The organism is Streptomyces oceani, from assembly GCF_001751245.1.
GTDB lineage: Bacteria > Actinomycetota > Actinomycetes > Streptomycetales > Streptomycetaceae > Streptomyces > Streptomyces oceani.
In genome coordinates, this window is the sequence record NZ_LJGU01000089.1 from 1 (window position 1) to 19,374 (window position 19,374).

Here is a 19,374-nt window from a genome sequence, read left to right on the forward strand (position 1 = left end):
AGGCGATCCGCAACACGCTGTCCACCCGCCGCTCCAACGGCCGGATCTCCGTGGCATCCGCCGAGAGCACGTCGACCTCGACCTTTGGCGGCAGCGGAACACCCAGGATGCGGAACACGGGCGACAGCAGCTCAGGACGATCCTGGAAGATCCGATGCGCTGCCTCATGACGGGCTGTGACCATGGTCCGACAGTACGAACAACCACCTGCGCAGGACAGGAATCCGCCGCACGATCACCCGACCGAGTGAGCACCGGCCAGGAAGCCCCCGCCAGCCCGGCCGCTCGCCGGCCCTCCTGTTCCAGTGACCTCCCGTCCCGTGCGCTCCTGAGTAATCGTTCGCGTACGCCCCGTCCGGGCCCTACGCTGCGCGCCATGTCAAAGGCACCCGTTCTCACGCCCCGGGCGGACGACTTCCCGCGCTGGTACCAGGACCTGGTCAGCAAGGCCGAGCTGGCCGACAACGGGCCGGTGCGCGGCACCATGGTCATCCGACCGTACGGGTACGGCCTGTGGGAGCGGATGCAGCGGGAGTTGGACGACCGGATCAAGGACGCGGGTGCCGCCAACGCCTACTTCCCGCTCCTCATCCCGGAGTCGTATCTGGCGAGGGAGGCCGAACACGTCGAGGGCTTCGCCCCGGAGCTGGCCGTCGTCACGCATGGGGGCGGCAGCGAGCTGGAGGAGCCCGTCGTCGTCCGCCCGACCTCCGAGACGATCGTCAATGCCTCCTTCGCCAAGTGGGTGCAGAGCTACCGCGAGCTACCGCTGCTGATCAACCAGTGGGCGAACGTGGTCCGCTGGGAGCTGCGCCCCCGCGTGTTCCTCCGTACGACCGAGTTCCTGTGGCAGGAGGGCCACACCGCGCACGCCACATACGAGGAGGCCCGGGACTACGCCGCGCACATCCACCGGAACGTGTACGCGGACTTCATGGAGCGCGTCCTCGCCCTCGACGTCCTACTGGGCTGCAAGACGCCACGGGAACGCTTCGCCGGCGCGGTCAACACGCTGACCCTGGAGGGCATGACGGGAGACGGCAAGGCCCTCCAGCTGGGCACGAGCCATGAGCTCGGGCAGGGCTTCGCGAAGTCCTTCGGCATCCGGTATCTCTCCAGGGAGGGCCGGCGCGAACACGTCTGGCAGACCTCCTGGGGCTCCACCACCCGCATGCTCGGCGCCCTGGTGATGACCCACGGGGATGACGCCGGCCTCCGAGTCCCGCCCCGGCTGGCCCCGACGCAGGCGGTGGTCGTCGCCGTCAGGGAGGACGACGCGGTGCTGGCCAAGGCCCGGGAGATCGGCCGGCGGTTGACGGAGGCGGGCGTACGGGCGCGGGTCGACGACCGCGTCGACACCCCGTTCGGCAGGCGCGCGGTCGACTGGGAGCTGAAGGGCGTGCCCGTACGGATCGAGATCGGGCCCCGGGACCTGGAGAGCGACACCGCCATGCTGGTACGCCGCGTACCGGACGACCGTGCCCCGGTCCCGATCGAGGCCCTGCCCGCGACCGTGCCCCGCGTGCTCACGGAGGATCAGGCGCTGCTGCTCGCGCAGTCCCGGGAGCGTCGGGCGGAGCGTACCGCCGAGGTACGAACGGTGGCGGAGGCCGTCGAGGCGGCACGCACCGGCTGGGCGCGCCTGCCCTGGGACACGCTGGGGCCGGAGGGCGAGGCGCGCCTCGCCGAGCGGGGCGTGTCCGTGCGGTGCCTGGTCGCCGCCGACGGCTCCGTGCCGGAGCGTGTCGACCAGCCGGGCAACATCGCCGTGGTGGCGCGCGCCTACTGAGCCCGCGCCCGCTGACGGGATCGCCGTACGCCCGTGGCTCGTACGCGCGTCGCACGCCGTTCGTACGTCCGAGGCGCCATGGCCGGACACCTCGGGCCGGCCCGGAGAACCCCGCGCCGGAGCGTGGTTTGGGATGTCGACCCGGGGACCACCCGGATCGTATGGACGCCAGCAATCCGGACCCCGACCCGGACCGTACGCCCGGCCTGGACAGCGGTGGTCAGGTGCCGCAGGGAGACACCCCGCCGGCGGAGGGCAGCATGTCCGGGGCCGGCCCACGGGAGACGCACAATCCCACGAGAGGCTGGAGCAGGACACCGATGATCGTGCTCGGGGTGCTCGTGGCGGTCTTCATGATCTACTTCCTCGCCTGGGCCGTGCTGCTCTGACCTGGGGCACCAGCCCTGGGGCGTCAGGGCACCGCGAGGCTCGCGAGCAGCTCGGCGGCGGGCTTCGGGTGGACGAGCCAGCGCAGGTGACCGCTGTCGAGTGTCCGGACCTCGAAGGGGTTGTCGGGGGTGAGCGTGTCGGCTTCCCGGATCATGCGGTCCTGCACGGCGGGCGGAACGCTGGCGTCGGCGGCCAGGCGCACGTAGGTCCTGGGGACGCGGCCCCAGGTGACGGCCTGTGCCCGATCGGCGGACGTGCCGGCGTCGAGGTTCTCGTCGGGCTGGAAGGTGTTCAGGAAGGTCCGGAACTCGTCGTCGGTGAGGTCGGCGGCGAGCGCTCGCTTGAACGCGGCGAGCGCCATGGGATCAGCGGTGCGGAAGTTGGTCCGGAGCAAGCCGAGTTCGGCCGGGTTTCCGACGAGCGTGGCAGCGAGCTCGCCGGGGTCGACGTCCGCCATCTCCGGCTGGGCGTAGTAGTCGTTCACGTCCAAGTCGACGGGGCACCAGGCGGAGACGTAGACGATCCGGTCGACCAGCTCCGGCCGGGCGTTGGCGACGGCGGTGGTCGTGATGCCGCCCCTGCTGTGGGCGACGAGGATGGTGGGGCCGTGCCGCTTGGCACGTTCCAGTACCTCGATCACGCGGGCGGCGTTGTCGGCGAGGGTGACTCCCTTGGTGCTTCCCGGTTCCGCGGCGAGCGCGTCGAGGTCCTGGGGTGTCTGGTACGCCTCGGGGAAGGTCGCCTCGAAGCCGTGTCCCGGAAGATCGACGGCGACCGAGCGCTGCCCGAGCAGGGCGAGTTCGGCCTGCAACGGCGCGAAGGAGAAGGAGTTCGCGAAGGCTCCGTGAACAAGCACGTACGTCGGCGTATTCGGCATGCCTCAGCTTCCAACGGAACGGTCCTCGGGACAAGGTCGGGGTTTTCGGAGGGGCTTGGAGCTTGGAACCCCCTTGGGCGGGACTGGCCTTCGCGGGCCGGAGCGATCCACGCCACTTCTGCAAGCGGTCGCTTGCACAAGTTAGCGCCAGCCGGCACGGTGGGGCCCATAGCATCCCTCCATGTCAGCAACCTCGGCGAGTTCCCGCGGGACCAGCGGCGCGGCGCGCAGCTGTCCCTCAAGGAGGTCATGGGTGGCGGTCGCGGTGGCGGTCGCCAGCGTGGCGCAGCAGCAGCGCTGGGGCCGAGCCTCAGCCCCGGTCCAGCAGCAGCGCCGCCACGTCGTCCGTCAGCTCGCCGCCGTTCAGCCCGCGTACCTCCGCCATCGTCGCGTCCAACAGCGCCTCACCCCGCAGGCCCTGCCGCAGGTGCCCGGTGACGACCTCGGCGATGCCGCCAGGCGCCCGGCAGCAGCCCGCGCTCCAGCCGGGCGTTCTCCTGGGCGCGCAGCCGGGACTCGGTGAGCTGTCGCCGCGCCAGGTCGGAACGTTTGCGCTCCACCGCGTAGCGGACGGCGCGGCTCAGCAGCCGCCCATCCAGTTCGTCCCGGAAGAGGTAGTCCTGGGCGCCGACGCGTACGGCCTCCGCCGCCAGTGCCGGGTCCGCGCCGTCCGTCAGCGCGAGCACCGCGTGCCGGGGCGCGAGCCGCAACACCCGGCGCAGGGTGCCCAGTTCATCGGCGCGGTCGCCGTGGTCGTCGGTGGAACCGGCCCCGGCGGCAACATCCCCCGCGGAGGGGGTTGGGGCGGACGCGCTGTCGGCGGGGAGGGCGAGGTCGAGAAGGATGCAGTGCACGTCGTCGGTGAGGAGGCGTTCCGCCTCGGTGAGGTTACGCGCGGTCCGGGTACGGATCGGTTCGGTGGGGATGCCGGGCAGCGCGGACACGCTGACCGCGCCGTTCGGGTCGTCCTCGACGACCAGCAGGGTGAGCGCCGCCGGGCCGTCCGGGCCACTCGTACCGCCCCGGGGGTCGGTACCCGGGTCGCCCGAGCCGGAGGTTGTCCACTGCGGTTCACCCTGGTGCGGGACGGTGGACAGCGGCCGTGCCGCCGTACGGTCCCGGTGCTTGGGTACCGGCATGACTGCGTTTCCTCGGTTCCTCGGTTCCTCGTTCCGCTTCGCTCCCCTCAAGGGCACGGGCGCCCCGTGCGTGGGCGCGCCGCGAGGACCATAGCCTCCGGCCGTGTCCGGATGGAATGGCCACAGCGAACATGCGTAGGGCATATGCCAAACGACACACGCGCCCGGCGCCCGTACGGAACCATTCCGTCNGCCGTGGTCGCCGGTGGAACCGGCCCCGCCGTCCCAGAGGACAACCCGACTGGCACGTTGAACGGTCCGGAGCCGCGCGCGACCATCACCACCGTCCGGTCCGCCATGAGGCGCTCGGTACCTCGTGGCCGGCGGCCTCGTTCGCCGGGTCCAGTGCGGAGGTCACTTCGTCCAACCGTGCCGCGGTTGCTGCCGCCTTCGTACGGCGAAGCTGGTCCGCTTCCACCATGCGGCACACCGATTGGCCGCAGGCCGGATCCCGCCCACGTCGCGGCGGAATCCGGCTACTTCGGCCAGTCCCACCTCCACCGGAACGTCCAGGCGTTCACCGACGTCACAGCGGCCACGGTGGCAGGCGAACTCTTTCCGGCGGTGGACGACATCGCGTGACCCGGTCAGGGCCCGCCCGTCACAACAACTCGAAGCAGCGAGCACTCGTTCGCGCGGAGAACGTGAGCCCTCGTCATCGCGTGCGGGGGAAGTGCCGCGCGAGCCGACGTACCTGTCACGCGGGCATCCTGCCCGAAGCGCAGACGGCACGGATTCGCAGGCTGTGCGGCTGTCCCTCCAGCAACGGCTCGGCGCACTGCTGTCAGCCGACGGCCAGAGACAGTCAACAGTTACGCGAAGCCGAAGTGACCTCGCACAGGCACGGCACGGGGTCGAGGACGGGCTCTCGATGACGGAGAGGGCGGCATGCCATAGGAATCCCCTATAGCGTCAGCTGACATTTCGTCTTTGCCTCTCGTTCTTTTCCGTACGTACCGTGAAACAGCTCGACAAGGTGCTCACCGCGAATTATCCGAAGATTCTCGCTCTGCGCACGTCGACCCCTATTCCGTCGAGCGGACAATTACGCGATCGAGAGGACCAGTGGCATGACCACAACCGAGAACGGATCGGGAACGCAAGAACTCGCGGGAAGGCGGGCCCTGGTAACGGGTGGTTCTCGCGGTATCGGAGCGGCCGTCGTGCGCCAACTCCTGGACGCGGGCGCCGAGGTGCTCACGACCGCCAGGTCGGCGACGAGCACGGTGCCGGAAGGGGCCACCTTCGTGCAGGCCGACGTGCGGACCCGGGCTGGAGCGGAGACGCTCGCCACCGCCGCGCAGGATATGCTCGGCGGGGTGGACCTCCTGGTCCACAACGCAGGTGGGGCGGGGCCGTACAAGGGCGCTTTGGCCATCCCCGACGAGGAGTGGCAGGACGCGTTGGACTTGAACTTTCTGGCGTCGGTGCGGCTGGACTCGCTGCTGGCACCGGGGATGCGGGAACGGCGTTCGGGGGCGATCGTGCACGTCTCCTCGGCCGCGGTTCCCACCGTGGCACCACCTTTCCTGCACTACGTGACGGCCAAGGCGGCGCTGGATGCCTACAGCCGGGGGCTGGCCTCGGAGTTGGCACCGTTCGGAATCCGGGTCAACACCGTGTCTCCCGGCAGAACCGCCACCCCCGGCGGCGAAGCGACGCGGGAGCAGTGGGCACGCGTGAACGCGGGACCGGGGCAGGACAACACCGCTCCCCCGCTGGGGCGCGATGGTCAGCCCGACGACATCGCCCACGCGATGATGTTCCTCCTGTCCGACCGGGCGAGCTGGCTGACCGGGAGCTATCTCGTCGTGGACGGCGGCGAATTCCCCAGGGGTTAACCCGACGGCATTCCGGAACGGCAGTTTTGAAACAAAAGGAATTCACCGGCACCCGCCTCCTTCTCGACCATCAGGACACCGGTGCGAAGAAGGCGGAGTCCGGCCAGGACTCCTGACGCAGAAGTTCGAGCAAGGCCGTCTCCGCCGGGCCCGCGCCGTGCCGGACCACGGCGATGACGGGCTGGGATACGACCGGCAACACCGGGCGAACGAGGTGCTCGTGACCGTTGGGCACCGCGGAGGCCGGGACGAGCGTCACCCCCAGCCCGTGGGCGGCCCAGCGCACGGCCGTCGCCGTCTGGGTCACGCGGGCGGCCGTGGTCGGGGTCAGATCATTGTCCCGCAGCACGTTCAGCAGTACGCCGTCGAGCGCGCTGTCCCGGTCGAACCTCACCCAGGGCTCCCCCTCCAGTTCGCGCAGCTCGACCCGGTCCGCAGCGAGCTGCCGGTGCCCGGCGCCCAGCACCACGACGAACTCCTCGTCGCCGAGGTGGTGGGCGTCGGCGGGGCTCTGCTCGCACGCCGCCATCAGGGCGAGGTCCAGCGCTCCCCGGCGCCCCAGCTGCTCCAGTTCGGCGGAGCTCGGCTCCTCGAAGACGGTGACCTCCAGTCGCGGGAACCGGCGACGCAGCGCGCTCAGCGCGCCCGGCAACTGCCGCGTGCCAAAGCCCATCTGCACCGCGACCACCAGCTCGCCCACCAGCTCCTCGGCACCGGCCCGCGCCGTCGCCCTCGCCCGCCGCGACGCGCGCACCGCGACCTCCGCTTCCCGCAGGAACGCGTGGCCGACCACGGTGGGCACCAGCCCGGCCGGCGTGCGGGCGAACAGTTGTACGCCAAGTTCCCGCTCCAGGCCGCGGATCTGCTGGGACATCGACGGTTGAGCGACGTGCAGCAGCTCGGCCGCCGCCGTCACCGAGCCCTCCTCGGCAACGGCCAGAGCGTACTCGTACTGACGAAGACTCATCGGCTCCCGTCCCTCCCTTTCGTTGTCCTAGCGAGCAACTCGGTTCCGCTGGCGAGGATTCCCGTGGACACGGCCAGAGCCGAGCTGCGCTTGGTAGCAGGCGGCCACGACGCGATGGCTCGGAGAGCGATGGCCTGACTCAGCACCCGGGTCGTCGGTCAGGGTCCGGAGTGTGAGAACAAGCTCTCAGCTCAACCACCCCGAGACCTCGCGAACAGAGTCCTTCACGTCGGCGTCAACTGGGCGTGATCAAGTGTCCTCCGCCTCGGGAGTCGCAGCGATCCGATGCAGCAGCAGTGCGCCACTTTTGCAAGCGGTCGCTTGCAAAAGTTAGCGCCAGCCGGCACGGTGGGGCCATGGCATCCCTCCATGTCGGCAACCTCGGCGAGTTCCTGCGGGAGCAGCGGCGCGGCGCGCAGCTGTCCCTGCGGCAGCTCGCGGACGCCGCGGGGGTGTCCAATCCGTACTTGAGCCAGATCGAGCGCGGTCTGCGGAAGCCGAGCGCCGAGATCCTGCAGCAGCTCGCGAGGGCGTTGCGGATCTCCGCGGAGACCCTGTACGTCCAGGCCGGGATACTCGACGAGCCCGAGCGGGACCGGGACGACCTGTCCGTGGCCGCCGCGCTGCTCGCCGATCCGTCGCTCACCGACCCGCAGAAGCAGGCGCTGCTACAGATCTACGAGTCCTTCCGCAAGGAGAACGGGCACGTGTCCCAGCAGCCGGCACCCACGCAGCCGGCGCCGCGGCCCGCGGAACCGCCCGCGGGGAGAGCGGCCGGCGAGGCCGCCGAGCAGGCCCCGTAGCCGACACGCCAGACACGTCCGCGCAGCGGCGCGAACGAGCCCGGAGCGCGAACACTGTCCTACGCACAAAGCTGGATCAATCCGCACATCACCCTAGAAAGGAACCAGCCTGTCATGGCGCTCACCAACGACATCCGCAACACCCTCGCCAATCCGACCCCGCTCTACTTCGCCGCGGGAGTCGTCGACAAGCTGCGCGCGGAGGCCCCGGAGCGGATCGCCGCCGTACGCTCCGCCGACCCGAAGGACCTGCAGGCGAAGGTCACAGCCCAGGCCAAGGAGACCCAGACCAGGGTCAGCGAGACGTTGAGCAGCATCGACGGGGACGTGAAGCGGCTGCGGGAGCAGGCCCAGAGCCTCGCCCTGCAGGGCGTGGGCGTCGCCGCGGAGTACGCGATCAAGGCCCGGGAGACCTACGACGAGTTGGCGGAACGCGGCCGGGGCGCGGTACGCGACTGGCGGGGCGAGTCGGACGAGGAGCCCGAGGTGCGGGTGAAGCGTGCTCCCGTACGGGTCGCGGAGCCGCCGGTCGCGGAGGAGCCGACGAGCGGCGGATCGGCGAAGCCGGCCGGAGCGGAGGCCACCGGCACCCGGGCGAACGGCACCAAGACGAACGGCACCAAGACGAACGGCGCGAAGACGGACGGCAGCAAGACCAACGGCGCGAAGGCGAACGGCACCGGGCAGCGGGCCAAGACGGAGCCGACCACCAAGTCGACGGCCGCGAAGAAGACCACGGCGGCCAAGAAGGCCAGCACGGCGAAGAGCACCGCCGCCGGAGGCAGCCGCAAGAGCGGCTCCAACGGCGCGGGTGGTGCGAACGGCACGAACGGCGCCGGAGCCGCCCGTAAGCCCTCGGCCGGATCGGGCAGCTGATCGGCCGGACGGACCGGGCACAGAACGCGTGCCCGGTCCGTTGTACGGGTAGCGTGACCGGGACGAGCCCGGGGGCGCCCAGGCACGACAGCGGCGACAGCGGATACCGCGGATAAGGGTGTGAGCGGCATGCTCTTGGAGGGATTCTCCTCAGTAATCGGGCTGATCATGCTCGTCGTTCTGGCCATGGCGGTGTTCGCCCTGGTCGACGCGGCGATGCGGCGCCAGGACGCCTACCCGGCGGCGAACAAGCAGAACAAGCAGTTCTGGATGATCATCCTGGGTGTCACGGTGCTGGTGAACCTGCTGCTTCCGATGCTGTTCCTGCAGATCATCGGCCTGATCGCGACCATCGTGTACATAGTCGACGTCCGCCCCGCGCTCAAGGAGGTCATGGGCGGCGGTGGCGGTCGCCAGCGTGGCGGCAGCAGCAGCGACGGGCCGTACGGACCGTACAACGGCGGTCGCTGAGAGCCGCCCGCCGCACGGTTGGCGGATCGTTCACCCAGCGCTGTCCAGCCGGCTCAGCTGCGCGCCCCGGGGCTGCCGTATGGCCTGGTGTGACGGGAGCGGCTGACCAGACCGGACCGGTCCGAGCCGGCAGCGACGTCGCCGGCGGTCTCGGGCCGAGCCTCAGCCCCGGTCCAGCAGCAGCGCCGCCACGTCGTCCGTCAGCTCGCCGCCGTTCAGCCCGCGTACCTCCGCCATCGTCGCGTCCAACAGCGCCTCACCCCGCAGGCCCTGCCGCAGGTGCCCGGTGACGACCTCGGCGATGCCGTCCTGGCCGAGCCGCTGTCGGCCCGCGCCGATCCGCCCCTCGATCAACCCGTCGGTGTACAACAGCAGCGACCACGCCGCCCCCAGCTCCACCCGGTTTCGTGGCCAGCCCGTCCCGGGCAGCAGTCCGAGCGCCGGACCGTTCTCCTCGTACGCCAACGGCCGGGGCACGGCGCCCTCGCCCCCGGCGAGCAGCGGTGCCGGATGCCCCGCGAGATACACCTCGGCGCTCCGGCCGTCCGGCGCGATGTCCATCGTGCACAGCGTGGCGAACACCTCCTCGGAGGGCCGCTCGTGCTCCAGCACCCGCTGCAGGGTCTCCAACAGCCCGTCTCCGCACAGCCCCGCGAAGGTCAGCGCCCGCCAGGCGATGCGCAACTCCACACCCAGCGCCGCCTCGTCCGGGCCGTGCCCGCTGACGTCGCCGATCATCACGTGCACGGTGCCGTCGGCGGTGCGTACGGTGTCGTAGAAGTCGCCGCCGAGCAGCGCGCGGGACCGGCCCGGGCGGTAGCGGGCGGCGAAACGCAGCTCACTGCCCTCCAGCAGCGGAGTCGGCAGCAGCCCGCGCTCCAGCCGGGCGTTCTCCTGGGCGCGCAGCCGGGACTCGGTGAGCTGTCGCCGCGCCAGGTCGGAACGTTTGCGCTCCACCGCGTAGCGGACGGCGCGGCTCAGCAGCCGCCCATCCAGTTCGTCCCGGAAGAGGTAGTCCTGGGCGCCGACGCGTACGGCCTCCGCCGCCAGTGCCGGGTCCGCGCCGTCCGTCAGCGCGAGCACCGCGTGCCGGGGCGCGAGCCGCAACACCCGGCGCAGGGTGCCCAGTTCATCGGCGCGGTCGCCGTGGTCGTCGGTGGAACCGGCCCCGGCGGCAACATCCCCCGCGGAGGGGGTTGGGGCGGACGCGCTGTCGGCGGGGAGGGCGAGGTCGAGAAGGATGCAGTGCACGTCGTCGGTGAGGAGGCGTTCCGCCTCGGTGAGGTTACGCGCGGTCCGGGTACGGATCGGTTCGGTGGGGATGCCGGGCAGCGCGGACACGCTGACCGCGCCGTTCGGGTCGTCCTCGACGACCAGCAGGGTGAGCGCCGCCGGGCCGTCCGGGCCACTCGTACCGCCCCGGGGGTCGGTACCCGGGTCGCCCGAGCCGGAGGTTGTCCACTGCGGTTCACCCTGGTGCGGGACGGTGGACAGCGGCCGTGCCGCCGTACGGTCCCGGTGCTTGGGTACCGGCATGACTGCGTTTCCTCGGTTCCTCGGTTCCTCGTTCCGCTTCGCTCCCCTCAAGGGCACGGGCGCCCCGTGCGTGGGCGCGCCGCGAGGACCATAGCCTCCGGCCGTGTCCGGATGGAATGGCCACAGCGAACATGCGTAGGGCATATGCCAAACGACACACGCGCCCGGCGCCCGTACGGAACCATTCCGTCCCGCTCTCGAGGACACGGACGCTGCGTTCGGACACGCGAGGCAGCGGCCTCCCCGGCGTCGACCGACCAGCGGAGGCTGACGCTCTCCAGGACCGCCCGCCGGGGCCGATCGGCATCCTCCGGCACCCCCACACCCTCCGGCGGCGCCCACGCCGACGTACGCCGGAAACCCAGACGCTCAGGCGTCGGGCCGTACGACCCCCAGTATCGGCATCGAGCCCGCGCCGGCGACGGTGATCTGTCGTCCGGTCCGGGGCGCGTGCACGATCTTGCCGTCCCCGACGTAGATCCCGACATGGCTGGCGTTCTGCCGGTAGATGATCAGGTCGCCCGGCCGCATCCGCTCCGCCGGCACCCTGGTGAGCTGCTTCCACTGCTGCTGTGAGGTGCGCGGCAGCGACTCACCGGCGGTCTGCCAGGCCCGCATCGTCAGCCCGGAGCAGTCGAAGGTGCCCGGGCCCTCGGCACCCCACTCGTAGTCCTTGCCCAGTTGCTTGGTGGCGTACGCGAGGGCGCGCTCGCCCGCCTTGGACGCCTTGTCCCCGACCTCGTCCAGTATCCCGGTGCTGGTCCACTCCGCCTGCCGGTCCCGGGCCGCGCGCTCCTCCAGTGCCGCCAGTCGCCGACGCTCGTCCGCCGCCAGTCGGGAACGCAGCTTCTCCGCCTTGTTCAGTTGTCGCTCGATGCTCTGCTTCGCCCGCGCCTTCCGCTTCCGGTTACCTTCGAGCTTCTCCCACTCCGAGGCGGCGTCCGCGCGGTGCTCGCTCAGCTTCCGGTCGGTGCGTCGGAGCTTGTCGAGGAACGCCCTGGTCGCCTGCTGGCCGTTCCGCGCGAGGTCGGCCCGGCGCAGGTACTCCGCCGGGCTCTGGGCCAGTACGACCCGCGCCGCGTCCGGCATCCCGCCACCCCGGTACTGCGCGCGGGCCAGGGCGCCGGCTCGCTTCCGCAGGCTGTTCAGCTTCTTCTCGTTGGCGTCGATCGCCCGGTTCAGGGCCCCGACGCTCTTTTTCTGCTTGCTGGCCTTCGCCTCGGCGGCGTTGTACTTGTCGGTCGCCGCCGCGGCCCTGGCGTGCAGCCGCTCGATCCGCTTCCGGATCTGCTCCAGGCTCTGGCCCCCACCGGCGTCCGTACCGCCGCCCACGCCGTCTGTGCCGCCCGCACCGGGGCTCGCGCTCGGGGACGTGTCCGGCCCGGGCGGCGCGGCGTACGCGCTGCCGGCCAGCGCCGGTCCGGTCAGCAGCACCAGCGCGCAGGCGAAGGTCAGCGGCAGCCGCGCCCCGACTGACGGGCCGCCGGCGTACGAGCACCCGGCGTACGCTCCCTCACCGCTCGGCACGGCGGACACGGTGCTCCGTGCCAGCTCCCTCGGCTGCCGGGCCACCGGCCGCACCCCCTCGTCTCCGGGTCAACGCTCGTCAACTGTGGCGGATCGTGCCACGCACGCCCGGAAACCGACAGAGTACGGCGCGTCCCCGCCGTATCGCCCGCCAACCGAGCGGGCCGAGCCCCACCCGCAGCGGCACCATCCCGTACGAACTCCGTTGGATCATGCGTGATTCGGGCGTGTTCCCGTCGTTGATCTTCCTGGCAGTACGGTTCGGTGAGGAAGGTGGGACGGAATGTCATGGGAGCCGCGCCGCCGGCGCCGGTGCGTCCGGGAGTTACCGGCGACAGCCTTCGCAGCTGAGACTTCCGACGACTCCCCTGCTGGCCGGGCCTGGCCGACGTCCCGCTCGGCACAACCGCCCCTCCCACCCCGATCTCCCCACAGGACCGGGCCCGCGAGCCCGCGTCACACCTCCCCCGACGGAATCCGCACGGGCGGACCCGCCCGCCGGCGCCCGCCCCGGGTCTCGGGCAGGTCACGGGGCTACCGCACTGACCGACGAGGTTCACCTCGCGTTCACCCTCGGCCATGGGCCACTTCACCTGTCCTGCCTAATTTCAGCCTTGCAGCGCACACACCGCGCCATCCTCGCGACCGAAGTGAACGGTGGAACCGCGCGCCAGCGGTCACGAGGAGCCGGACGCACCGCAGACAGCAGCACCGACCGACCAGCAACACCGCATCACCGACCGCAACGCACCATCCGACCAGTCAGATCTCACCGCGCGCCGTCCCCTCCGGCGGGCCCAGGAAGGAACGACAGTGAAGCTTCAGCGCACGAATCGGCTTCGCGCCCTCGCCGCCGGCGCTCTCGCGGTCTCAGGCGCCCTCGTGCTCACCGCTTGTGGTTCGGACGACAACACCGGCAACGGCGGTGCGGCGGAGAAGGCGGTGAACAACATCAAGTGCGACGGCCAGGGGAACCTCCTCGCCTCCGGGTCCAGCGCCCAGAAGAACGCCATGGACGTCTGGGTCCGGAACTACCAGGCCGCCTGCGAGCAGACGCAGATCAACTACAAGCCGACCGGCTCGGGCGCCGGCGTACAGGAGTTCCTGCAGGGCAAGACGGCCTTCGCCGGCACCGACTCGGCACTGGAGCCCGGCGAGGTCAAGCAGTCCAAGAAGGTGTGCAAGAAGGGCCAGGGCATCGACCTGCCGATGGTCGGCGGCCCCATCGCCGTCGGCTACAACCTGCCCGGCGTGGAGGACCTCGCGCTGGACGCCGAGACCCTGGCCAAGATCTTCGACTCGAAGATCAAGACCTGGGACGACCCGGCGATCAAGAAGCTGAACCCGGACGCCGACCTGCCGTCCACCAAGATCCAGGCGTTCCACCGCTCGGACGACTCCGGCACCACCGACAACTTCACCAAGTACCTCAACTCCGCGGCCCCCGACGCCTGGAAGTACGAGCCCGCCAAGAAGTGGGCGGCCAAGGGCGGCCAGTCCGCGTCCGGCTCCTCCGGAGTCGCGACCAACGTGAAGCAGAACGAGGGCGCCATCGGCTACTTCGAGCTGTCGTACGCCTCCGGCAACAACATCCCGGCCGTGGCGCTGGACACCGGCGCGGGCGAGCCCGTGGAGGCCACCACGGCGAACGCGTCCAAGGCCATCGCCGAAGCCGAGATCGTCGGCAAGGGCAAGGACCTCACCCTGGAGCTGAACTACCAGACCAAGGCCGAGGGCGCCTACCCGATGGTCCTGGTGACCTACGAGGTCGTCTGCGACACCGGCAACGCCAAGGAGACCCTGCCGGCCACCAAGTCCTTCCTGAAGTACGCCGCCAGCGAGGACGGCCAGAAGGCCCTCGCCGAGATCGACTACGCGCCGATGCCCGACGAGATCATCAGCAAGGTCCGCAAGACCATCGACGGCCTCGCCTGACGTCACCGCACCCGCGGTGACTCCGTACCAACCGGGCTCGGCTCCCCGCCGGACCCCCCGACCCAGCCGTACGGTCCCGCGGTCGCCCGCCACCCACGCGGGCGCCCGCGGGGCCCACGCCACACCTTCCGGTGCACCGCCGCCCGGGAGCCCGCCGCCGCCGGCGGACCTCCCCACCAGACCGGAGAGACCATGACCCTTGACTCCCCGCCCGCCACGGCTCCGCCACCCGACGCGGACACCGACGGCGGCAAAGCGCGGACCCGCCCCGGCGACCGGATCTTCTCCGGGCTCGCCCGCGGCTCCGGAATCACCCTGCTGGTCATCATGGCCGCCATCGCGGTCTTCCTCACCTGGCAGGCGAGCATCGCCCTGGCCGAGAACCAGGGCAACTTCCTGACCACCTTCGAGTGGAACGTCAACGCCGATCCGCCGGTCTTCGGGATCGCGGTGCTGGCGTTCGGCACCATCGTCAGCTCGATCATCGCGATGGTCCTCGCCGTGCCGGTCTCGATCGGCATCGCGCTCTACATCTCGCACTACGCCCCCCGCAAGCTGGCCGCACCGCTGGCGTACGTCGTGGACCTGCTCGCCGCCGTCCCGTCCATCGTGTACGGGCTGTGGGGCGCGCTGTTCCTCGTGCCGCACCTCACCGGGCTGTACCTGTGGATGGACGACTACCTCGGCTGGACGGGCGTCTTCGCCTACGAGGGCGGCGCCGCCCGCTCGCTGTTCACCGCCGGCATCCTGCTGGCGATCATGATCCTGCCGGTGGTCAGCAACGTCTCCCGGGAGGTCTTCCGGCAGGCGCCGAAGATGCACGAGGAGGCGGCCCTGGCGCTGGGCGCCACCCGCTGGGAGGTCATCCGGATGTCGGTGCTGCCCTTCGGCCGCTCCGGCGTCATCAGCGCGTCCATGCTCGGTCTGGGCCGCGCGCTGGGCGAGACGATGGCGGTCGCCACCGTGCTGTCGCCCAGCTTCCTCATCGACCCCAGCCTGCTCGACCCGGGCGGCGGCACCTTCGCGCAGAACATCGCGGCCTCCTTCAAGGAGGTCTCCCCGGCCGGCGTCGGACGGGAGGCGCTGATCGCCTCCGGCCTCGTCCTCTTCGTCATCACCCTGCTGGTGAACGGGCTCGCCCGACTGATCATCGCCCGCCGCAAGGACTACTCGGGGGCCAACGCATGAGCAACCTCACCCTGGACAAGGCACCCACCGTGGACACCCCGTCGGCGGGCGCGCCGCTGCGGCAGCCCCGGCTGCCGCGCTGGACACCGCTCGGACTGGCCGCGCTGTCCGCCGCGCTCGGCACCGGTGTCGGCCTGCTGGCCGGCCTGGAGAGCCGCATCCAGTGGGGTCTGATCGCCGCGCTGCTCTTCGTCGCCCTCAACTTCGTGCTGACCAAGGCCGTGGAGGGCACCCGACAGGCCAAGGACCGGCTGGCCACCAGCCTCGTATGGGTGTGCTTCCTGCTGGCCGTGGTACCGCTGCTGTCCCTGCTGTGGGAGACCGTCAACCGCGGGGTGACGGTGCTGGACGGCAGCTTCCTCACCCACTCGATGAACGGCGTGATCACCATCCAGCCGGGCGGCGGCGCGTACCACGCGCTGATCGGCACCCTGCAGCAGATCGGTCTCGCCACCGCCATCGCCGCGCCGATCGGCCTGCTCACCGCGATCTACCTGGTGGAGTACGGCACCGGCCGGCTGGCCAAGGCCATCACCTTCTTCGTCGACGTGATGACCGGCATCCCGTCCATCGTCGCCGGGCTGTTCGTGCTGGCGTTCTGGATCATCTACCTCGACATGGGCTACTCCGGCTTCGCGGGCGCGATGTCGCTCGCGATCCTGATGATGCCGATCGTCGTACGCTCCACCGAGGAGATGCTGAAGCTCGTGCCGAACGAGCTGCGGGAGGCGTCCCTCGCGCTCGGCATCCCCAAGTGGCGGACCATCCTCAAGGTCGTGCTGCCCACCTCCATCGGCGGCATCACCACCGGCGTCATGCTCGCCGTCGCCCGGATCGCCGGCGAGACCGCGCCCATCATGCTGCTGGTGTTCGGCGCCGCCTCGATCAACAACAACCCCTTCAACGGCGCCCAGTCCTCCCTGCCCTACTACGTCTACGAGCAGTGGAAGCTCGGCAACGAGGCGTCGTACGACCGCGCCTGGGCCGCCGCGCTGCTGCTGATCGCCTTCATCATGGTGCTCAACCTGCTGGCACGCGGTATCGCCGCCTGGAAGGCACCCAAGTCCGGCCGCTGACGGCCCCGTCCCCGACCCGCTGGGGCCGTCCCCAGACCCTCGAAGGAGTGCACCGACCATGGCAAAACGCATCGACATCAGCGGCCTCTCCGCCTACTACGGTTCGCACCGCGCCATCGACGACATCTCGATGAGCGTCGAACCCCGCTCCGTGACCGCCTTCATCGGCCCGTCCGGCTGCGGCAAGTCCACCTTCCTGCGCACCCTCAACCGGATGCACGAGGTCACCCCGGGCGGCCGGGTCGAGGGCAAGGTGATGCTGGACAACGAGGACCTGTACGGCTCCGACGTGGACCCGGTCTCCGTACGCCGCACCATCGGCATGGTGTTCCAGCGCCCCAACCCCTTCCCGACGATGTCCGTCTACGAGAACGTCGCCGCCGGCCTCAAGCTGAACGGCACGTACAAGAAGGCCGAGCTGGACGACGTCGTCGAGAAGTCGCTGCGCGGCGCGAACCTCTGGAACGAGGTCAAGGACCGGATGAACAAGCCCGGTTCCGGCCTCTCCGGCGGTCAGCAGCAGCGCCTGTGCATCGCGCGGGCCATCGCCGTCGAGCCGCAGGTGCTGCTCATGGACGAGCCCTGCTCGGCGCTGGACCCGATCTCCACGCTGGCGATCGAGGACCTGGTCGGCCAGCTGAAGTCGGACTACACCATCGTCATCGTCACGCACAACATGCAGCAGGCCGCCCGGGTGTCCGACCGCACCGCGTTCTTCAACCTGGCCGCGGTCGGCCAACCAGGCAAGCTCGTCGAGGTCGACGAGACCGAGCGGATCTTCTCCAACCCCTCGGTGCAGGCCACCGAGGACTACATCTCCGGACGCTTCGGCTGAGCTGAGCCGAGTGGCCGACCGCGGCCGGTCGCTTCGGCTCAGCGTGCCGTGCCGCCGTGCGCGTCGGCCCGCGGTCCCGCGCCCGGAGCCGGAGGCCCGGACGGGATGCCGGGAGCCGGGAAGCCGTACGGCCACGGCGCACAGACGCCCGCGGTGCTGCATGGCGGTGCCACCGCGGGACGGCGGGCCCGCTCCCGGCCTCCCCCGGGAGCGGGCCCCGAAGCGTTTCCGGGGACCGTACGAGCGCGGGCGGGGCGCGCGTACGGGCGAGAGGGCGCGGGCGCGCGTACGGGCACCCGTCTACAGCCACGGCCCGGGAACCGGCGCGCGTACGCCCTCCGCCGCTCAGCTCACCAGCGTGACCGCGCCGTAACACACCGCCGCCACGGCCGCGGCGGCCGGCATGGTGATGAACCAGCCGGCCACGATGTTCTTCGCCACGCCCCACCGCACGGCCGAGAGCCGCTTGGTCGCGCCCACGCCCATGATCGCCGAGGTGATCACATGGGTGGTCGAGATGGGGGCGTGGAAGAGGTAGGAGGCCGCGTACATCACGGAGGCGGCGGTCGTCTCGGCGGCGAAGCCCTGCGGCGGGTCCAGCTCGATGATGCGGCGGCCGAGCGTGCGCATGATGCGCCAGCCACCCGCGTACGTCCCCAGGGACAGCATCACCGCACAGCTGATCTTGACCCAGACGGGGATGTTGTCGTGCTCCTGCACATCCGCGATGGTCAGCGCCATCACGACGACGCCCATGGTCTTCTGGGCGTCCTGTAGGCCGTGTCCGAGCGCCATGGCGGCGGCGGACACCGTCTGGGCGATGCGGAAGCCACGCTTGGCCTTGTGCGGGTTGGCCCTGCGGAACATCCACATGATGCCGAGCATCACCAGGTAGCCGAGCAGCATCCCCACTATCGGGGAGAGGAACATCGGCAGCACGATCTTCTCGAGCACCCCGGTCCAGTAGACCGCGATCCCGCCGGCGAGCGCGGCCCCCACCATGCCGCCGAACAGCGCGTGACTGGACGAGGACGGCAGCCCGAAGTACCAGGTGATCAGGTTCCAGACGATCGCCCCCACCAACGCGGCGAAGAGGATCGCCATCCCGCCGGAGCCGTGCGGGGTCTCGATCAGCCCCTCGCTCACCGTCTCCGCGACCCCGCTGCCGAGGAAGGCGCCGGCGAGGTTCATCACGGCGGCCATCAGCAGCGCGACGCGCGGCGTCAGGGCGCGGGTGGAGACGGAGGTGGCGATCGCGTTCGCCGAGTCGTGGAAGCCGTTGGTGTACGTGAAGAAGAACGCGACCCCGATGGTCACGATCAGCGCGAACGTGTCCACGGGTGGTCAGGACTCCTTGACCGCGATGGTCTCGACGGTGTTCGCCACGTGCTCGAAGGCGTCCGCGGCCTCTTCCAGGGAGTCGACGACCTGCTTGAGCTTCATGACTTCTATGGCGTCGTACCTGCCGTTGAACAGGTGCGCGAGCAGCCGCCGGTGGATCTGGTCGGCCTGGTTCTCCAGGCGGTTGACCTCGATCCAGTACTCCGTGAGATTCTCCATCGTGCGCAGGTGAGGCATCGCCTCGGCGGTCAGCTCGGCGGCACGCGCCAGCACCTCGATCTGCTGTTCGACGCCTTTGGGAAGTTCCTCGATCTGGTAGAGGACCACCAGATCGACGGCTTCCTCCATGAAATCCATGATGTCATCGAGTGACGAGGCCAGTTTGTAGATGTCCTCGCGGTCGAAGGGCGTGATGAAGGAGGAGTTCAGCTGATGGAAGATCGCGTGCGTCGCGTCGTCCCCGGCGTGTTCGGCGGCCCGCATCCGCTCGGAGATCTCGGTACGCGCGGACGGTTCCGCTCCGAGCAGTTCCATGAGGAGCTTGGAGCCCGTCACGATGTTGTCCGCGGACGCCGCGAACATGTCGTAGAAACTCGTCTCCCGTGGGGTCAGACGAAAGCGCACTGGAGGTCCTCGATGTGCATCGGTTTTCGGTCTCGTTGCGGTCACCGTCCCGTCGGGTCGGTGCCTCGGTGGCTGCTGACTCGGCCCACCGAACAGACCCTAAGCGCATCCTCCGGCCACGGCTAACCCAGCCTTCCCAGTGTCGCGTACGAGCCCACG

The 19,374-nt window shown here is 70.4% G+C and carries 16 protein-coding genes and 2 pseudogenes; 10 read left to right on the forward strand and 8 right to left on the reverse strand.

Annotation, left to right across the window (positions count from 1 at the left end):
- A pseudogene (locus tag AN216_RS00545) lies at positions 1 to 184 on the reverse strand (hypothetical protein); the annotation flags it as partial.
- A 192-nt stretch (positions 185 to 376) separates the two neighbouring features.
- On the opposite strand from AN216_RS00545, the gene proS reads away from it, so the two are divergent.
- Both proS and AN216_RS00555 read left to right on the forward strand, forming a co-directional pair.
- Entirely contained in the window at positions 377 to 1,789 is a 1,413-nt protein-coding gene (proS, locus tag AN216_RS00550) for a proline--tRNA ligase (RefSeq protein WP_070194561.1), read from the forward strand.
- A 161-nt stretch (positions 1,790 to 1,950) separates the two neighbouring features.
- Positions 1,951 to 2,178 carry a DUF6480 family protein gene (locus AN216_RS00555; protein ID WP_070194562.1) on the forward strand — a complete coding sequence of 76 codons (228 nt, stop codon included), beginning with the start codon at positions 1,951 to 1,953 and terminating at the stop codon, positions 2,176 to 2,178.
- A gap of 23 nt (positions 2,179 to 2,201) precedes the next feature.
- On the opposite strand, the gene AN216_RS00560 is transcribed toward AN216_RS00555, so the two are convergent.
- Both AN216_RS00560 and AN216_RS00565 read right to left on the reverse strand, forming a co-directional pair.
- Positions 2,202 to 3,056: an alpha/beta fold hydrolase gene (locus AN216_RS00560; protein WP_070194563.1), complete on the reverse strand. Its 855-nt coding sequence runs from the start codon at positions 3,054 to 3,056 to the stop codon at positions 2,202 to 2,204.
- 416 nt (positions 3,057 to 3,472) lie between these two features.
- Positions 3,473 to 4,195: pseudogene (locus AN216_RS00565) on the reverse strand (phosphatase); the annotation flags it as partial.
- 1,070 nt (positions 4,196 to 5,265) lie between these two features.
- Between AN216_RS00565 and AN216_RS00575 the strand changes: the two are divergent.
- Positions 5,266 to 6,036, forward strand: a complete 771-nt coding sequence (locus tag AN216_RS00575; protein WP_070194566.1) for an SDR family oxidoreductase — start codon at positions 5,266 to 5,268, stop codon at positions 6,034 to 6,036.
- Positions 6,037 to 6,106: 70 nt separating this feature from the next.
- On the opposite strand, the gene AN216_RS00580 is transcribed toward AN216_RS00575, so the two are convergent.
- Positions 6,107 to 7,003, reverse strand: coding sequence for a LysR family transcriptional regulator (locus AN216_RS00580; protein ID WP_070194567.1), 897 nt, complete (start codon positions 7,001 to 7,003; stop codon positions 6,107 to 6,109).
- 356 nt (positions 7,004 to 7,359) lie between these two features.
- Between AN216_RS00580 and AN216_RS00585 the strand changes: the two genes are divergently transcribed.
- The 3 genes from AN216_RS00585 (at position 7,360) to AN216_RS00595 (ending at position 9,153) form a co-directional block, all read left to right on the forward strand.
- Positions 7,360 to 7,806, forward strand: coding sequence for a helix-turn-helix domain-containing protein (locus tag AN216_RS00585; RefSeq protein WP_070194568.1), 447 nt, complete (start codon positions 7,360 to 7,362; stop codon positions 7,804 to 7,806).
- 114 nt (positions 7,807 to 7,920) lie between these two features.
- Entirely contained in the window at positions 7,921 to 8,682 is a 762-nt protein-coding gene (locus tag AN216_RS00590) for a hypothetical protein (RefSeq protein WP_070194569.1), read from the forward strand.
- 129 nt (positions 8,683 to 8,811) lie between these two features.
- Entirely contained in the window at positions 8,812 to 9,153 is a 342-nt protein-coding gene (locus tag AN216_RS00595) for a DUF2516 family protein (protein ID WP_070194614.1), read from the forward strand.
- A gap of 162 nt (positions 9,154 to 9,315) precedes the next feature.
- On the opposite strand, the gene AN216_RS00600 is transcribed toward AN216_RS00595, so the two are convergent.
- Both AN216_RS00600 and AN216_RS00605 read right to left on the reverse strand, forming a co-directional pair.
- The gene (locus tag AN216_RS00600; protein ID WP_079166098.1) at positions 9,316 to 10,689 is read right to left on the reverse strand and encodes a PP2C family protein-serine/threonine phosphatase; all 1,374 of its coding nucleotides are present in this window, start codon (positions 10,687 to 10,689) and stop codon (positions 9,316 to 9,318) included.
- Between the two features lie 369 nt (positions 10,690 to 11,058).
- The gene (locus tag AN216_RS00605) at positions 11,059 to 12,144 is read right to left on the reverse strand and encodes a C40 family peptidase (protein WP_070194616.1); all 1,086 of its coding nucleotides are present in this window, start codon (positions 12,142 to 12,144) and stop codon (positions 11,059 to 11,061) included.
- 885 nt (positions 12,145 to 13,029) lie between these two features.
- Here AN216_RS00605 and pstS point away from each other — a divergent pair.
- From pstS to pstB, 4 genes are all read left to right on the forward strand, one after another.
- A complete protein-coding gene (pstS, locus tag AN216_RS00610; protein WP_070194570.1) occupies positions 13,030 to 14,151 on the forward strand; it encodes a phosphate ABC transporter substrate-binding protein PstS in 1,122 nt (373 codons plus the stop codon).
- A gap of 192 nt (positions 14,152 to 14,343) precedes the next feature.
- Entirely contained in the window at positions 14,344 to 15,339 is a 996-nt protein-coding gene (pstC, locus tag AN216_RS00615) for a phosphate ABC transporter permease subunit PstC (RefSeq protein ID WP_070194571.1), read from the forward strand.
- Positions 15,336 to 16,415 (forward strand): phosphate ABC transporter permease PstA, encoded by a 1,080-nt coding sequence (gene pstA / locus AN216_RS00620; protein ID WP_070194572.1) that lies wholly within the window; start codon positions 15,336 to 15,338, stop codon positions 16,413 to 16,415. The genes pstC and pstA overlap by 4 nt, the downstream gene beginning before the upstream one ends.
- A gap of 58 nt (positions 16,416 to 16,473) precedes the next feature.
- Complete coding sequence (pstB, locus tag AN216_RS00625) at positions 16,474 to 17,250, forward strand: phosphate ABC transporter ATP-binding protein PstB (protein WP_070194573.1); 777 nt, start codon at positions 16,474 to 16,476, stop codon at positions 17,248 to 17,250.
- 345 nt (positions 17,251 to 17,595) lie between these two features.
- Here the strand turns inward: pstB and AN216_RS00630 are convergent, their stop codons facing one another.
- Positions 17,596 to 18,588 (reverse strand): inorganic phosphate transporter, encoded by a 993-nt coding sequence (locus AN216_RS00630; RefSeq protein ID WP_070194574.1) that lies wholly within the window; start codon positions 18,586 to 18,588, stop codon positions 17,596 to 17,598.
- Between the two features lie 6 nt (positions 18,589 to 18,594).
- Positions 18,595 to 19,215 (reverse strand): DUF47 domain-containing protein, encoded by a 621-nt coding sequence (locus tag AN216_RS00635; protein ID WP_070194575.1) that lies wholly within the window; start codon positions 19,213 to 19,215, stop codon positions 18,595 to 18,597.
- Positions 19,216 to 19,374 lie beyond the last annotated feature (159 nt).